13 protein-coding genes are annotated in these 15,441 nt (G+C 62.3%); 6 read left to right on the top strand and 7 right to left on the bottom strand.

Features of this window, described 5'->3' with window-relative positions; translation table 11 throughout:
• Positions 1-115: 115 nt before the first annotated feature.
• From AC19YY_RS01165 to AC19YY_RS01180, 4 genes are read left to right on the top strand one after another with little or no spacing between them, the layout of a single operon-like run.
• Positions 116-1,627 carry an efflux transporter outer membrane subunit gene (locus tag AC19YY_RS01165; RefSeq protein ID WP_500603774.1) on the top strand — a complete coding sequence of 504 codons (1,512 nt, stop codon included), beginning with the start codon at positions 116-118 and terminating at the stop codon, positions 1,625-1,627.
• Between the two features lie 11 nt (positions 1,628-1,638).
• Positions 1,639-3,822, top strand: a complete 2,184-nt coding sequence (locus AC19YY_RS01170) for an FUSC family protein (protein WP_492633695.1) — start codon at positions 1,639-1,641, stop codon at positions 3,820-3,822.
• On the top strand, positions 3,812-4,012 hold the full coding sequence (locus tag AC19YY_RS01175) for a DUF1656 domain-containing protein (protein WP_029297878.1): 201 nt from the start codon (positions 3,812-3,814) through the stop codon (positions 4,010-4,012). The genes AC19YY_RS01170 and AC19YY_RS01175 overlap by 11 nt, the downstream gene beginning before the upstream one ends.
• 10 nt (positions 4,013-4,022) lie before the next feature.
• Positions 4,023-4,883 (top strand): efflux RND transporter periplasmic adaptor subunit, encoded by an 861-nt coding sequence (locus AC19YY_RS01180; protein WP_170041768.1) that lies wholly within the window; start codon positions 4,023-4,025, stop codon positions 4,881-4,883.
• Between the two features lie 100 nt (positions 4,884-4,983).
• Here AC19YY_RS01180 and AC19YY_RS01185 read toward each other — a convergent pair whose 3' ends face one another.
• Complete coding sequence (locus AC19YY_RS01185; protein WP_500603938.1) at positions 4,984-5,388, bottom strand: DUF4440 domain-containing protein; 405 nt, start codon at positions 5,386-5,388, stop codon at positions 4,984-4,986.
• Positions 5,388-6,575, bottom strand: coding sequence for an MFS transporter (locus AC19YY_RS01190; protein ID WP_500603775.1), 1,188 nt, complete (start codon positions 6,573-6,575; stop codon positions 5,388-5,390). Before AC19YY_RS01190 ends, AC19YY_RS01185 begins: the two co-directional genes overlap by 1 nt.
• 110 nt (positions 6,576-6,685) lie before the next feature.
• Between AC19YY_RS01190 and AC19YY_RS01195 the strand changes: the two genes are divergently transcribed.
• The gene (locus AC19YY_RS01195; RefSeq protein ID WP_170056765.1) at positions 6,686-7,540 is read left to right on the top strand and encodes a LysR family transcriptional regulator; all 855 of its coding nucleotides are present in this window, start codon (positions 6,686-6,688) and stop codon (positions 7,538-7,540) included.
• Positions 7,541-7,581: 41 nt separating this feature from the next.
• On the opposite strand, the gene AC19YY_RS01200 is transcribed toward AC19YY_RS01195, so the two are convergent.
• Together AC19YY_RS01200 and AC19YY_RS01205 are read right to left on the bottom strand one after the other, a co-directional pair.
• Complete coding sequence (locus tag AC19YY_RS01200; RefSeq protein WP_172312087.1) at positions 7,582-8,394, bottom strand: SDR family oxidoreductase; 813 nt, start codon at positions 8,392-8,394, stop codon at positions 7,582-7,584.
• A gap of 20 nt (positions 8,395-8,414) precedes the next feature.
• Entirely contained in the window at positions 8,415-8,879 is a 465-nt protein-coding gene (locus tag AC19YY_RS01205) for a multidrug transporter (protein WP_169954556.1), read from the bottom strand.
• A gap of 203 nt (positions 8,880-9,082) precedes the next feature.
• Here AC19YY_RS01205 and AC19YY_RS01210 point away from each other — a divergent pair, with 203 nt between their 5' ends.
• Positions 9,083-11,821, top strand: a complete 2,739-nt coding sequence (locus tag AC19YY_RS01210; RefSeq protein ID WP_500603776.1) for a dermonecrotic toxin domain-containing protein — start codon at positions 9,083-9,085, stop codon at positions 11,819-11,821.
• Positions 11,822-11,932: 111 nt separating this feature from the next.
• Here AC19YY_RS01210 and AC19YY_RS01215 read toward each other — a convergent pair whose 3' ends face one another.
• From AC19YY_RS01215 to AC19YY_RS01225, 3 genes are all read right to left on the bottom strand, one after another.
• Positions 11,933-13,384, bottom strand: coding sequence for a mannose-1-phosphate guanylyltransferase/mannose-6-phosphate isomerase (locus AC19YY_RS01215; RefSeq protein ID WP_169954554.1), 1,452 nt, complete (start codon positions 13,382-13,384; stop codon positions 11,933-11,935).
• A 185-nt stretch (positions 13,385-13,569) separates the two neighbouring features.
• A complete protein-coding gene (locus AC19YY_RS01220) occupies positions 13,570-14,223 on the bottom strand; it encodes an alginate O-acetyltransferase AlgF (protein ID WP_172312081.1) in 654 nt (217 codons plus the stop codon).
• 16 nt (positions 14,224-14,239) lie between these two features.
• On the bottom strand, positions 14,240-15,430 hold the full coding sequence (locus tag AC19YY_RS01225; RefSeq protein WP_172312079.1) for an alginate O-acetyltransferase: 1,191 nt from the start codon (positions 15,428-15,430) through the stop codon (positions 14,240-14,242).
• Positions 15,431-15,441: the final 11 nt, after the last annotated feature.

Genomic DNA, 15,441 nt, shown 5'->3' on the forward strand with positions numbered 1-15,441 from the left:
GGATTATCGCCTGAACGGTAACAAAGATTCACAGGAATCCCACCTTATCGCCATTCCCCGCGCCCCCTAGAATTGCCGCACCGTCCCCGCACCACCACCTCAGGAATTCGCAGCAGTGCCGCGTCGCATCAGCAGAGAGCTGAAGACTCTCAGTGTTTGGGCTTTATCGTTAGCAATCAGCGGCTGCATCGGAACCGGAGGGATTGCCCCCCAAGGCAAGCACCTCGCCGCCAATACCCTGGCCACCGACGACGCGATCCAGAGCGCCGCCCGGGATGCCCACTGGCCGACCAGCCAGTGGTGGCAGGCCTATGGCGACCCGCAACTCGACCGTTGGATCGATCTTGCCGTACAAGGCAGCCCAAGCATCGCCGAAGCCGCCGCCCGGGTGCGTGAAGCGCGGGCCATGGCCGGGCTGGCCGAGTCGGCCGAGGCCGTGCAGATCAACGGCGACGCCACCCTCAAGCGCCACAACTGGCCCAGCGATCAGTTCTACGGCCCCGGTAAACTGGACAATTCCACCACCTGGGACAACAACGCTGCCCTGGGCCTGAGCTACGCCCTCGACCTGTGGGGCCGCGAGCGCAATGCTAGCGAGCGCGCCCTCGACCTGGCGCATCGGAGTGTCGCCCAGGCGCGCCAGGCCCAGTTGGAGCTGCAGAACAACGTGGTGCGCGCCTATATCCAGCTGTCGCTGCATTACGCCCAGCGCGATATCGTCGCCGCGACCCTGGCCCAGCAACAGCAGATCCTCGACCTGGCGCAAAAGCGCCTGGAGGGTGGGATCGGCACGCACTTTGAAGTCAGCCAGGCCCAGACGCCGTTGCCCGAAACCCATCGGCAACTGGACGCCCTCGACGAAGAAATCGCCCTGACCCGCAACCAACTGGCCGCCCTGGCCGGCAAGGGCCCGGGGGAGGGTGCGAGATTGCAGCGGCCAACCCTGGCTCTCGGCGCACCATTGAAATTGCCCTCGGCACTGCCCGCGCAATTGCTCGGCCAGCGCCCGGACGTGGTTGCCAGCCGCTGGCAAGTCGCGGCCCAGGCCCGGGGCATCGACGTGGCCCACGCCGGCTTCTATCCCAATGTCGACCTGGTGGGCAGCCTCGGCTACGTCGCCACCGGCGGCGGCATGCTGGAGTTTCTCGCCGGCAAGAAGCTCAACTACAGCGTCGGCCCGGCGATCACCCTGCCGATCTTCGACGGTGGCCGACTGCGCGCGCAATTGGGCGCGGCCAGCGCCGGCTACGATATTGCCGTGGCCCGCTACAACCAGACCCTGGTCAATGCGCTCAAGGGCATCAGCGACCAACTGATCCGCCGTGAATCCATGGCCAAGCAGCAAACCTTCGCCGTCGAGTCGGTGGCCTCGGCGCAGAAAACCTATGACATCGCCATGATCGCCTACCAGCGCGGGCTGACCGATTACCTCAATGTGCTCAATGCCCAGACCCTGCTGTTTCGCCAGCAACAGGTCGAGCAACAGGTCCAGGCCGCGCGCTTGAGCTCCCATGCCGAACTGGTGACCGCCCTGGGCGGCGGCCTTGGCGCGGGCAACGATGGGCCGGCACCCGATAAGACACTCCCGAGCAAGACCCCGGCGGCCTTGGCCGTGTTCGATCACTGATCAGGTTGCCCATGACTCCCTTGCCTGCACCGCTGCGTTGGCTGCATTCCCTGGAATGGCGCCGTGGCTTTTTCGACTGGGCGCGCAGTGACGGCGTGACCTGGGTGTATATCTTCAAAGTACTGATCGCCGCGTTCCTCACCCTGTGGCTGGCCATGCGCCTGGAACTGCCGCAACCGCGTACCGCGATGATCACCGTGTTTATCGTGATGCAACCGCAAAGCGGCCAGGTGTTTGCCAAGAGCTTCTACCGCTTCCTCGGCACCTTGGCGGGGTCGGCGGTGATGGTGTTGCTGATTGCCCTGTTTGCGCAAAACACCGAGCTGTTCCTGGGCGCGCTGGCGATCTGGGTTGGCGTGTGTACGGCTGGCGCGACCCGCAACCGTAACTTTCGCGCCTATGGTTTTGTACTGGCCGGGTATACGGCGGCGATGGTCGGCCTGCCGGCGCTCGCCCACCCCGACGGCGCCTTTATGGCGGCGGTCTGGCGGGTGCTGGAAATCTCCCTGGGGATTTTGTGTGCGACCCTGGTCAGTGCCGCGATCCTGCCGCAAACCAGCAGCGCGGCGATGCGCAACGCCTTGTACCAGCGCTTCGGCACCTTTGCGTTGTTTGTCACCGATGGCCTGCGCGGGCGCAGCCAGCGTGAAGGTTTTGAAAGCAGCAACGTGCGCTTTATCGCCGAAGCCGTGGGCCTGGAAGGGCTGCGTAGCGTCACCGTATTCGAAGACCCGCATATGCGTCGGCGCAATGGCCGGCTCAGTCGCTTGAACAGCGAATTCATGGGCATCACCACCCGGTTCAACGCCCTGCACCAGTTGCTTGAACGCCTGCGCAGCGATGCCGCCGACCATGTGGTGGCCGCGATCAAGCCCGGCCTGCAGGACCTGGCCGAGTTGCTCGATGGCTTCAGCGGGCGCGCCTTGACCAGCCCCGATGCTGCGCGCCTGGTGAGCCAACTGACGGCCTACAAGGAGAGCCTGCCGGCCAAGGTCCGCAGCCTGCGGGCGATGTTCCAGGAGAGCAGCCCCAGCGATGCCGAGCAGTTGGATTTCCACACCGCTTATGAGCTGCTGTACCGCTTTGTCGATGACCTGCACAACTACGCGCAGACCCACGCCTCCCTGGCCGAGCACAGCCACGAACGCGAGCATTGGGACGAGCCCTACACCCCGAAAACCAACTGGCTGGCCTGCGCTGCCTCGGGGATTCGCGCGTCATTCATTCTGCTGGTACTGGGCAGTTACTGGGTGGCCACGGCCTGGCCCAGCGGCGCGACCATGACCTTGATTGCCGCGGCCACCGTGGGCCTGTCGGCCGCCACACCAAACCCCAAGCGCATGGCCTTCCAGATGGCCTGTGGGACCTTGATCGGCGCGCTGGTGGGGTTTGTCGAAATGTTCTTCGTGTTTCCCTGGATCGACGGCTTTCCCTTGCTCTGCGTGATGCTCGCCCCGGTAATTGTGCTCGGCGCGTTCCTCTCGTCGCGCCCGCAATACGCCGGGGTTGGCCTTGGCTTGTTGATTTTCTTCAGCACCGGTTCGGTGCCGGATAACCTGACGATCTACAACCCCTACACCTTTATCAACGACTACATCGCCATGATCATCGGCATGCTGGTGTGTGCAGCGGCCGGGGCGATCATCCTGCCGCCCAACAGCCCGTGGCTGTGGCGCCGCCTGGAGCGCGACCTGCGCGAGCAAGTGGTATATGCCATCAGCGGCAAGCTCAAGGGCCTGGCCTCGGGTTTTGAAAGCCGCACCCGCGACCTGCTGCACCAGGCCTACGGCCTGGCCGCCGGCCAGCCCCTGGTGCAACGCAACCTGTTGCGCTGGATGTTCGTGGTGCTGGAGGTCGGCCACGCGATCATCGAATTGCGCAAGGAACAGGAGATCCTGCCGGTGCACCCGGCCTATGCCCAATCCCAGCCCTGGCGCCAGGCAATCCGGGTGATGGGGCGCTCGCTGGTGCGGCTGTTTTTGCAACCGAGCCAGAGCAACCTGGAGCGCGCGCTGGTGGCGGTCGATCACGCCATCAGCCGCGTGCAGGCCACCGACGAACCCTTCGCCCCCCACTTCGATACCTCGGCCCTGCGCCGGGTGAAAAGCTACCTGCACTTTATCCGCACCTCCCTGCTGGACCCGCAATCGCCCCTGGCTGCCTTCAAGCCTTCCGGAGTCGCCCATGCCTCGTGAAATCGCGTTCCACGGCATCTACATGCCGACCATGACCCTGATGTTCTTCATCGCCGCGGGACTGGCCTGGGCCCTGGATCGGTTCCTGGCGGGCTTTGACCTGTACCGTTTTTTCTGGCACCCGGCGCTGCTGCGCCTGAGCCTGTTCACCTGTCTTTTCGGCGCCATGGCGCTGACCGTCTACCGTTGAGAATGCCCCGATGAAAAAGTTTTTCAGCTTGCTCGCAACCCTGCTGGTGTTGGCCCTGGCGATCTGGATTGGCCGTACCCTATGGGTCCATTACATGCAGACCCCATGGACCCGCGATGGCCGGGTGCGCGCCGATATCATCAACGTGGCCGCGGATGTCACCGGCGAAGTGGTGGACGTGCCGGTGCGTGACAACCAGTTGGTGAAAAAGGGCGACCTACTGATGCAGATCGACCCCGAGCACTACCGCATCGCGGTCAAGCAGGCGCAATCTTTGGTCGCCTCACGCAAAGCCACCTGGGAGATGCGCAAGGTCAACGCCCACCGCCGCGCCGACCTCGACGCCCTGGTGATCTCCAAAGAGAACCGCGACGACGCCAGCAACATCGCCGACTCGGCCCTGGCCGACTACCAACATGCCCTGGCGCAACTGGAAGCGGCAGAGCTGAATTTGAAACGCACGCAAGTGCTGGCGGCCGTAGATGGCTATGTCACCAACCTCAACGTGCATCGCGGCGACTACGCGCGCATTGGCGAAGCCAAGATGGCCGTAGTCGATATGAACTCGTTCTGGGTCTACGGCTTCTTCGAAGAAACCAAGCTGCCCCATGTGAAGGTCGGTGATAAAGCCGACATGCAACTGATGAGCGGCGAGACCCTCAAGGGCCATGTAGAGAGCATCTCCCGTGGCATCTACGATCGCGACAACCCCGAGAGCCGCGAGCTGATCGCCGACGTGAACCCGACCTTCAACTGGGTACGCCTGGCCCAGCGAGTGCCGGTGCGCATTCATATTGATGAAGTGCCGCAGGGTGTGTTGTTGGCGGCGGGGATCACCTGCACGGTGATCGTCAACCAGGCACAACACTAAACTTGTAGGCGTTGGCTTGCCGGCGATAGCGGCCTGTCAGCCATCCACCAGTTGACTGACACACCGTTATCGCCGGCAAGCCGGCTCCTACAGGGGAGGGTTATTGGCCCTGGATATAGGTCTCGTGCAGGTGCCGCCACAGCAGCGCGCCACTGGCCTGTTTCTCGAACACCACGGTGGCGCGGCGGTCCGTTTGCGTGCCGCTGGCATCGATCTGGTGTTCGCGGTAGGTCACCGTGGCCCCGCGTGCATGGCGGTCGATGCCCGCCAGTTCACTGAGGGTGATTTTCAAGTCGGGCCGCATACCACCCAGGCGCGTGAACAGGGCCTTGACCCCCGCGGTATTGACCCGTGCGCCGGTGGCGGGGGCGATCATGCTGAACTCGGGGGAGAAGCGCGCCAGCAGGTTCTGCAGGGTGCCTTCGGGGGCTGTGCCGGCAAACCATTGCTCGATCTCGATGTGGGTCTGGATCACTTCTTCAAAAAAGTCGCTGTAATCAATCATCATTGAGGCTCGCTGGCTGGGTGAAGCAGTGCGTGAACCCTGGAGGTATCCAGGCTTGGCACTGCCAAGAGCGGCAGCAGTGTCAGGGCTGCCGCAATCAAGAAGGTCATGGTGAAGGAATCCGAGGCCGATAGCACGGCGCTGAGTGCCGCTGCACCCAGGCAAAAGCTCACTTGCCGATTGATATTCCACAGCGCGCTGGCGTGGCCCATGCGTTCGGCAGGAATATCCAGAAAGGCCAGGGTCTGCGCGGTGCTGCTGCACAGGCTGCCACCCAGGCCCATCAGGGCATAGGCGCCCACCAGCAGGGCGGGTTGGGCCGCATTGAGCAGCAGGATGCCGGCGCATTGCAAGGCCATGCCGGCCAGCAGCAATGGCTTGGGCCCGCACCGGCTGAACCACTGCTTGCTCAGGTAGATGGCCAGGGCCGAAGCCAGGGCCCACGGCAGCATCAAGGCCCCGGTGCGTGTCGCGTCGTATCCAAGGTCTCGCAGGTAGAGGATGGCGATCAGGCTGGTGCCGATAAATACGCCGGGGATGAACAGATACACCAGCATCGCCACTCGCAGCATCGGGTGGCGGATCTGGTTGAACAGACTCCCCAATGCCAGGGCTGGTCGCGTGGTGGCGGGCACATCGGGTTTTATCCACAGCAGTGCCAGCAGCAGGGTCAGGAGGGCCAATGGCAGGTTGGCGTAGAAAATCCAGCGCCACGACACCGTGTCCACCAGCAAGCCGCCCAGCGCCGGGGAGAGCGCCGGCACCAGCAGCGCCACCGACATCACTCGGGCCGTCAGTTGGTGACGCTGCCCAGGGGCAAAGTGTCGGTACGCCAAGGCCTGGCCCACCGGTATCAGCAATCCGCCCCCCAAGCCTTGCAACAGCCGCCAGCCGATCAAGGCCTGGATCGATTCGGCCTGGCCCACCAGCACCGATGCCATGCCAAACAGCCCCAGGCTCGCGGCGATCAACCGCCGCTCGCCCAGCACTGCGGCGAGCCAGACGCTCAGCGGGATAATCAGGGTCAGGCCGAGCAGGTACGCGTTGCTGATCCACGCCAATTGCGTGACCGAGGCCTGCAGTTCGTGGGCGATATCCGGGTAGGCGACGGTGGCGACAAACATGTTCACCAGGTCCAGGGCGAACCCCAGTAAAAAGATCCAGGCGACTTTCGAGCGGTAGGTCATAGGGGTGATCCAGCGTTTGAGGCTGGCAGGGTAGGCCGGTCGCAGAGCTTGGGATACACGGGTTTGCCTGTTAGTTTGTCAAAAATATTTTGACAAAGGGCGCGGTGGCCATGGTTAGCCTGGACCGATTCGACACTTTCAAGGCCGTGGTCGAGGCCGGCTCGCTGACGGCCGCCGCCGATCTACTGGGCCAGACCCGCGCGGTGGTCAGCTTCAATCTCAAACGTTTGGAAGCCGAACTGGGCGTCACCCTGCTCACCCGCAGTACCCGCCAACTGGCGCTCACCGATGCCGGTGAGCGTTTCTACCTGCGTTGTACACGCATGCTCGAAGAAGCACGGCTGGCGGTGGAAGAAGCACGCTCTGAACACGCCCAGCTCAAGGGCACGTTGCGCATCACCACGACTGTTGAATATGCGCTGGCGGTGGTCGCGCCCGCAGTGGAAGGTTTTCGCCGCCTGCACCCGGACCTCAACATCCACTTATCCACATCCTCGACCCATGCCGACCTGATCTCCGAAAGGTTTGACGTGGCGATCCGGCTGGGGCGCCTGGTGGACTCCAATCATCGTGCGGTGCAGTTATCCACTTACCAGGTATTTGCCGTCGCGGCGCCTGGTTTGGGTACCGCCCAAACGCTGGATGAACTAGAACAACTGCCCAAGCTGGGGCATGGCCGCTTGACCGAGTTGAGCGTGACCGACCCGGCAGGTGGCGAGCATCAATATCGCTCGGGCCCCAGTGCGCTGGTGGTTGACAGTGCTGCCGTGCTGCAGGCATTTGCCGTGCGCGGCCATGGCGTGGCGGTCCTGCCGCAGTGGCTGGTGCAGGCGGATCTGGACGCGGGGCGGCTGGTACGCCTGTTGCCGGATCATCGCTTCGCGCCCCAGGGGGTGTATGCGCTGTATCCGGACACGCGGCATTTACCGCTGAAGGTGCGGGCGTTTATTGATTTCATGAAATAGCGAAGCCCCTGTGCAGAGGGCAAGCCCGCTCGCCACAATGATCAAAGCGCTCCACTGAGCCCGAACCGCTTCTTCAACACCTTCTCCAACAACCCTTTGGGCAGCAGCGCCGCCATCAAGGGCAACGCCCGGCTGCCATTGCCCGAGCGCAGCAGGCGTGGTGGTTGACCCTGTTGCACGGCCTTGAGCACATCCGCTGCAAGCACGCTGGCCGGGGTCGGTTTGTCCTGGGAGGCCTGGGAGCGGGCGCGGATGTTTTCGCGCAGTGGCCACCATGGCGATTGTTCATTGATCAGCAATTCGGCCTGGGTGCCGGCGTTCTTGGCAAAGTGGGTGTTGATCGCCCCCGGCTGCACTTCCATGACCCGCACGCCAAACGGTGCGAGCTCCATGCGCAACGCGTCGCTCAAGGCATGCACGGCGGCCTTGGAAGCGCAGTAGGCGCCGGCAAATGGCGTGACCAGCACCCCGGACACACTGCCGATATTCACCACCAGCCCTTTGCGTGCGCGCAGGGCGGGGAACAGCGCCTGGGTCACGCCGACGATGGCGAACACGTTGGTCTCGAACTGGCGCTGCATGGCCTCGGTGCCACCGTCGAGCAGCGGGCCCATGGCGCCGTAGCCGGCGTTGTTGATCAACACATCCAGCTCGCCTACCTGTCCAGCCAGTTGCGCCAGGGCCGCGCCATCGTTGACGTCCAGTTGCACGGCCTGCAAGCCGGCAGTTGTGAGTGCGGCGACGTCTTCGGGGCGGCGGGCGCTGGCCCATACGTTGTAGCCGGCGGTTTTGAAGGTATCGGCCAGGGCCCGGCCAATGCCGCTGGAGCAACCGGTGATAAGCACGTTGGGCATGGATCAATCCTGTGCGGTTGTTAGTCGGAGAAGCTGCCTTGCAGGTGTTCGGCGCGAAACTCCAGGGTTTGCGGGCGGTAGCCGGGGCGCAGTGGCGGCACCGGCAGGCAATCTTCCCAGGTGGCGCCGGCCTGCAGCTCGCCGGGGCCGCGATAGCGCGGGGCAGCATAGACGTTATCGGCCAGGTTCACCGTATCACCCGGCGCATAGGCGCCGACGCGCCAGCGCAGTTCGGTCAGGGGGACGTCGTTGCCGTTGTTCAGCTTGAGCTGCAAGGGGCGGTCGGCGGGGCACTGCTCGGGGGCGTAGCTGATGCGCAGCTCCAGGCGCGCCAGTTGCGCGGCTTCGCGATTGTCCAGCCAGACCACCCACATCGCCACACAGCCCAGGCCCACAGCGGCGGCGAGGGATACCGGCAACGCCCTGGCCGGGTAGCGCAGCAGCAGGATCAGCCAGGTGATGATCAGTAGAACACCGAAGAACATGGGGGCAGCCTCGCGGATAGGTGAACCATCGTACCGTTGACAGCAGGCGGTTGCCTATCGGGTTGCGGTTGCCCGCACACGGACACGCCCCGATACCTTGGCGCTGGAATCATGGGCGGCGTTCGCCTCACTTAAATATATACAGCCACAGAGCGACAACCGTTGATCTGCGGTCTTCTATAGACGTGCGGAGCACACACCCCATGAGCTTTCCCATACGAAACTTTTCTCTTCCCACTTACCACCTCGTCGATGCTGCCCAAGAGAGCAGTCCGACAAAACCTGTATCCAATACCCAATCACCCTCTGGCAGCAGTGACCTGGACCACCGTAATTCGCTGATCCTGACACTGGCCGGCCTGGAGCAAGGCATTACCACGGGCCGTATATCCAATGAGCGGATTTTTCCAGCCTTGCAGACGGCCAAGATCCACCTGGCGCCGGATGCGCCACACTCAGGCCCGACCCTACACATCAGCCTTGCGCAATACATCACCGCCAATGGCTGGAGCGTTCCGCAAAACCGCGAAGAGCTCACCCAACTCAGGCAGACCGTATCGTCCCTAGAGCCCACAGCCATCTCCAATGCCTACGCAGTCATTACCGAGCAGGTGGCCAGGGCCAATCTGGAGAAAGCCAAGTTCAAGTCCATTGCGCTGGATACCGCGGTGGCATTTCCCGATGTGCGCCAAGAAGCCAAAAAGCTGGCGCAAGCTATTGTGTTCCAGTTGACCGGAACCCATGTGGACGCCGACAAGACCTATTTGAATCGGTTTGACGCATCACAATCTGCGGCCACCGTTACCGGTTGGGAACACTTGAAGGAAGAGCCCACTTCATCCATCACGTTGACCGACGCGGTATTGAAGAACTTTTCCGAGCACGACGGGATTCCCGGCACTCTGGACTCGGAAGCAGGTTTGTATAAAGACGGCCCCGGGCAAAGCCAAAAAGCCGGCTACGGTGCTCATAACCAAATCCCCCTGAAGCCTTCGGACTTCATGAAGGCCCTGTGGAAGTCCGATTTCCAGACGAGCATGTCCGAAAAAATCCACAGCTTCTGGAAAGACCACGCCGACGACTACCGCACCGTTCAGAAAGGCATATTCATCTATAAGGCCGGCGAGCAACTCAAGGCCCAGGAGGCCAGGCTACCGGCTGAGCGGGCGCTGCAGCCGGCCGAGCATGAGTTCACCCACAGCGACTATCTACGGCTGATGAAGGCTGTTACCGGTGAGGCATTGGCTGAAGACCAGCCCCTGACCGTCGACAAACTGCAGGCGAAATCCCCGGTAAGTGGCGACGTCCAGGTCCATACCTTCGATATCAATGGTTTTCAATCCAGTGACATTGTGCGTTTTACCCTGCCCGGGGAGGGCTCCCCAAAATATGTCAACGGTCGGCTGGATGGCGTGCAGATTCTCTATATCCCTGATGCCCAGCCGGCTTTTCTCAAGTTCGCCTCGCTGGAAAAAATGGATCAGTGGGTCAGCGAGCAGGCCAGGACGCCCCAGTCGCGCACCGCCCTGGAGTCGCACTTTTCCCTGGCTGATCGGCAGAACAGCGATACCGGGGGATTTGGCAGCACCTTGCTCAACGCAATAGTACCGCTGAGCTCCCTGGTGCCTGATATCCGTCCCAAAGATGGCCTGGATACCACGTTGGAGTACCTCGGTACGGCAAGTGTCAGCGATCAGGAGGGCAGCGTCATTGACCGCGGCAACTTCGCGATCAAGGGCGATGTGTTCAGCCACATGGCGGACCTGAGCCAGCAGCGCATGAACAACGATGCAGACACCGCGATCAAATCCAACAGCCAAGTCACGCGTGACACCTGGCTCAACGACATCTCGGTCGGAGCACAATTGCTGCTCAAACTGGCGCCGTTGGGCGCACCGGTCGCCGCTGCCGCCGTGGTCGCAGGCCTCACGGAAATTGTACTGGGCAGCGAAAAGGAGGCGTCGGGCGACACCCAGGCCGAGCGCCGTGATGGGGCGTCGAAGACGTTCGACGCAATGCTCAACACCTTGTTCTCTTCCGTGGGTACCGGCTCGGCAGCCGAAGACCCCTTTGCACTGCCCACTGAAGAGCCGGCAGTCCTTGAACTCGCCAACGCGGGTGTCGATGTGCCCAATCTGTTGCGACCGTCACAAGCGGGCAATCTGAGCGCCTATGTCGTCGCGGATGGCGAGGCATTGCTCGCCAGGAGCACCCTCAATAGCAAAGGGATTTATCAATTCAAGGACGAGGCGGGAGCCGATCGGTGGTTTATCCGTTACACCGATCAGTCAGGTATTGCCAATACGTATGAGATCAAAAGTGATTTCAAACTCAGTGACGGTTACGTCCAGATTGTTGACCCTTTGACGGGTAAACCCGTACTGACCGTCGAAGCGGGGGCGAATGGCGAATGGCGTTCGAGCAGGATGCTTGGGGGGAACAAACAAGCCAAGGGTGTCAACGCTTCCCGAGAACGCCCGGCCGGGTCCGGCCCGCTGGCATCAAGCTCAGCGGCGAATCAAGCATTGGTCAATCATCAGGATTGGCAATCGATCGTCGACTCGGGCACCTACAACGGCAAGCCCGTTTACATTCACTACACCAGCAAGGCAGGTTCAGAAGCCATTGCCCGCGAGCACAGTATCAACGATCTGGCGCGTGGTGAACGGCGCGCTGGTTCCAAGGGCGGGGTGTACGTTAACCCTCCAGGCCAGCAATTCAACAGTGAAAACGTTGAGAACCTGCTGTTCCTAGGCAATGAACGCTACGTGGGCAGTGGCGACTATATGGTGATATTCAGCTCTGAGCAGGCGCCCACGGACCTAGGCCCGGTCACCGCAGGCAGTCCGTTTGTTGAGCTTAAAATGCCCAAGGAAATCAAGCTGACGCCGTCGAACTTCCTGTATCTGGGGACGAACACGTTCAAGGACTATTTCCAATGAAGGCTGCCACCCTGGGAGGGTGATCAATGCCGCACTCAGAAAAAGCCCCCACTCAACCCACTGCGGATAGGGGACGCAATGGGCCGGGCGAGGGCTTTTTGTTCTGCGGTATTACTGCGCGATGGTTTTTACCGAAACGCCACGCTCGATCGGGGTCGAGCGCCCGTAGATATCTTCAAACCGCTCGATATCGTCCTCGCCCAGGTAACTGCCCGATTGCACTTCGATGATCTCCAACGGGATCTTGCCCGGGTTGCGCAAGCGATGCACCGAGGCAATCGGGATGTAGGTGGACTGGTTCTCGCAGAGCAGGAACACGTTTTCGTCGCAGGTCACTTCGGCGGTGCCGCTGACCACGATCCAGTGTTCGGCGCGGTGGTGGTGCATCTGTAGCGACAGGCACGCGCCGGGCTTGACCGAGATGTGCTTGACCTGGAAACGCCCGCCCATGTCCACCGAGTCGTAGGAGCCCCACGGGCGGTACACCTCGCAGTGGTTCTGGGTCTCGCTGCGCCCCTGTTCGTTGAGGGTGTTGACCATCTGCTTGACGCCCTGGACCTTGTCCTTGTGGGCAATCATCATCGCGTCCTTGGTTTCCACCACCACGATGTTTTCCAGGCCAATCACCGATACCAGCTTGCCGTTGCCGTGGATCATGCAGTTCTTGCTGTCCTGGATCACCACGTCGCCCTTGGTCACGTTGCCGTTGGCGTCCTTGTCGTTGACCGCCCACAGCGAAGCCCAGCAACCCACGTCGCTCCAGCCGGCGCTCAGCGGCACCACGCAGGCGCGCTGGGTTTTTTCCATCACCGCGTAGTCGATGGAATTGTCCGGGCAGCAGGCGAAGGTGGCTTCGTCGAAGGTCACGGTGTCGGCGGTGTGTTCGCTGCGCTCCAGGGTCAGCACGCAGGTGTCGTAGATGTCCGGGTCGTGCTTTTTCAGCTCTTCGAGGAAGCGGCTGGCGCGAAACAGGAACATGCCGCTGTTCCAGAAGTAACCGCCGCTCTTGACGAACTCGACGGCGCGTTTTTCATCGGGTTTTTCGACGAACTGCTGCACGCGGCTGACGCCTTCGGGCAGCAGTGAATCGTTGGTGGACTTGATGTAGCCGTAGCCGGTTTCCGGGCGGGTGGCCGGCACGCCGAACAGCACCATCTCGCCACGCTCGGCGGCCACGGTGGCCAGGGCCAGGGCGCGTTGCAGGGCTTTTTGATCGTCCAGTACGTGGTCGGCAGGCAGGACCAGCATCAGCTCGTCACGGCCTTCGTTGACCAGCATCATCGCGGTCAGGGCCACGGCCGGCGCGGTGTTGCGCCCGAACGGTTCCATCAGGATGCGCTGGCTGTCGAGCTTGCGAGTGCTCAGTTGCTCATTGACGATAAAGCGGTGGTCCTTGTTGCAGACGATGATCGGTGCGTCCATGCCTTCGAACACCAGGCGCTCCAGGGTTTGCTGGAACAGCGTGTGCTCGCCGGTCAGGGCGAGGAACTGTTTAGGGAACTGTTTACGGGAAAGCGGCCAAAGACGTGAGCCGCTACCACCGGAAAGGATTACTGGGATCATGTGTTTCTCCTTGAATCGATTTGGGTCAGAGCTACGAAGGTTTGTCGTTTCACTCTTGTTTTTGTCTCGGTCCTGAGTCGACACGCGGACAGTGTGGGAGCTGGCTTGCCTGCGATAGCGCCTTCAAGACCGCCATCGCTGGCAAGCCAGCTCCCACAAGGGGGCGTCTCAACTCAGGGAAATCATCAACGGGTCGACACGGGGCGCTTGACCCACACTGGCGACAGGTTGCTGCCGGAGCCGGTGACATACAGCACCGCCGCCTCACCACGTTCCAGGGCCACCGGCTTCACGTCGCCAACCTTCTTGTCGCCGTCGTACAGCGCCAGGCTGACCTTCACCGGGTTGATCTCGCGCTCGCCACGGCTCTTGGCGGCCACGGCCTTGACCACGTCGGTCTTGCCGTCGGCGGTCTTGAGGGTCAGGGCCTTGTCGCTGAGGTTTTGCACGCGCACCAGGGATTTCTGCTTGTTCTTGAACGGCGGTTCTTCGATCAGTTGCGGCTGGCCAGTGCTGCTGTTGACCAGGGTGTAGTAGTGATCGGCGGCCAGCTTGACCGTGACGTTCTGGCTACCGACCTTGGCGCTGTAGTCGCCGCCCGGCAGGAAGCTGAAGTCGCTGCTGGCCAGCGGTGCCACATCGCTCAGCGCGGTGTTGCCGACGCTGGCGCTGACTTCCTGGTTGCTGGCGTTGAACAGGCGCACGAAGCTGGAGCCCTTTGGCGCAACGGGGCCGTAGAGGGCGGCGTCACCGGCGAAGACGGACATGGATACGAAGCTCATGCCGGCAGCCAGGGCCAGGGTCTTGGCGAGACGACGCGGATTAGTAGTGAAAGTCATGTGAGTTACCTCTCTTTCAGTTTTGCGCCCGGTCGGGCGTCTCGGATTTTTCGGTTTTAACAGGGGTGTTGCTTGCCATGTTCTGTTGGCGCGTACCGGCGTGTTTGAGCTGCGCGACCCACTTGGGGTCGGCCTCGCCGATTTCGTTGTTCACCGGTAGATAGCGTTCAGGAAACTCCCAGATCAGCACTTGCGGCGGGCTGTTCTTGAAGTCAGCGCTTTTCAGGTAGCTGAGCATCGGCAGGATCGGGCCGTGGCCGTCTTCGGAGTAGTTCACCACTTCGCTGCCCAGGGCTTGCTTCAGGGCGCCGACGAAGTTCCAGTTGGGGTTGGCGCTGTAGCTGGTGCCCACCAGGGCCACCGGCATTTCGCTGTCGGCAAACAGCGCGTCGTCGCCTGCGGCCTGGGCCTGCACCGCGTGGGTCACGCGTTTTTGCAGGGGCTCCTTGGGCGGCATCAGGTTTTCGAACAACGGGTCCAGGGGCAGGAACAGGCGCAGGTCACCGCTGTGGGGGGCGATGCCCTCGGCGTCGGTGACAAAACGCTGGGGTTCGCCGCTGAGCAGGGTCTTGGCGTTGATCACACGGGCCAATTGCTTGGCGGCAACTTCGGCGCCATCCGGGGTCCAGTGGGTGTCGGTGCGCAGGAAAACTTGCTGGCCATGGAGCTTGGCCTGTTGCAGCGGGCCCAGCAGGTCGGGAGCGAGGATCTTGTCGGCGGCCACCCGTGCATGGAAGTCCTGGTAGAGCCCGGCATGAATGCTCGCCGGCTGCACTTCACCCAGGTGCTCGGGGTACAGGCGCACCTTGGCCGGGACAATCGCCATCACCAACTGCACGCCCTTGGCCTTGAGGGTCTGGCGCACGCCTTCGACCAGGGCGTAGTTGTCTTGCAGGTTCTGCTCTTCGTTGACGGCGGGGTTGAACTCTTCGTCGCTGTACAGCCAGTGATCGCGACCCAGCACCACGCCGGGGCGGCCTTCGTTGAACAGCTTGTAGTCCAGCGCCGCCCAGAGGTTGGTGCCCAGGCGCTTGATCGGGAACTCATCGTCGTAATGGGTTTCGACCGCCTTGGCCCAGCGCCCGTTGAGCACGGTGGCGTCGGCGTTGGTATTGAAACCGAAGAAACTGCGCACCGACCACGCGCCCAGGGCCATGAGCAGGGCCATGAACAGCGCGGCGTAGAGGATGCGGAATGAACGGGTCATGGTCGGCTCCC

This window comes from Pseudomonas sp. MF09156, assembly GCF_059862305.1.

Coding starts and splice junctions, on each gene's coding strand:
- AC19YY_RS01170 (WP_492633695.1), top strand. CDS start 1,639: ATGACTCCCTTGCCTGCACCGCTGCGTTGGCTGCATTCCCTGGAATGG.
- AC19YY_RS01175 (WP_029297878.1), top strand. CDS start 3,812: ATGCCTCGTGAAATCGCGTTCCACGGCATCTACATGCCGACCATGACC.
- AC19YY_RS01180 (WP_170041768.1), top strand. CDS start 4,023: ATGAAAAAGTTTTTCAGCTTGCTCGCAACCCTGCTGGTGTTGGCCCTG.
- AC19YY_RS01185 (WP_500603938.1), bottom strand. CDS start 5,388: ATGATTGATTACAGCGACTTTTTTGAAGAAGTGATCCAGACCCACATC.
- AC19YY_RS01190 (WP_500603775.1), bottom strand. CDS start 6,575: ATGACCTACCGCTCGAAAGTCGCCTGGATCTTTTTACTGGGGTTCGCC.
- AC19YY_RS01195 (WP_170056765.1), top strand. CDS start 6,686: ATGGTTAGCCTGGACCGATTCGACACTTTCAAGGCCGTGGTCGAGGCC.
- AC19YY_RS01200 (WP_172312087.1), bottom strand. CDS start 8,394: ATGCCCAACGTGCTTATCACCGGTTGCTCCAGCGGCATTGGCCGGGCC.
- AC19YY_RS01205 (WP_169954556.1), bottom strand. CDS start 8,879: ATGTTCTTCGGTGTTCTACTGATCATCACCTGGCTGATCCTGCTGCTG.
- AC19YY_RS01210 (WP_500603776.1), top strand. CDS start 9,083: ATGAGCTTTCCCATACGAAACTTTTCTCTTCCCACTTACCACCTCGTC.
- AC19YY_RS01215 (WP_169954554.1), bottom strand. CDS start 13,384: ATGATCCCAGTAATCCTTTCCGGTGGTAGCGGCTCACGTCTTTGGCCG.
- AC19YY_RS01220 (WP_172312081.1), bottom strand. CDS start 14,223: ATGACTTTCACTACTAATCCGCGTCGTCTCGCCAAGACCCTGGCCCTG.
- AC19YY_RS01225 (WP_172312079.1), bottom strand. CDS start 15,430: ATGACCCGTTCATTCCGCATCCTCTACGCCGCGCTGTTCATGGCCCTG.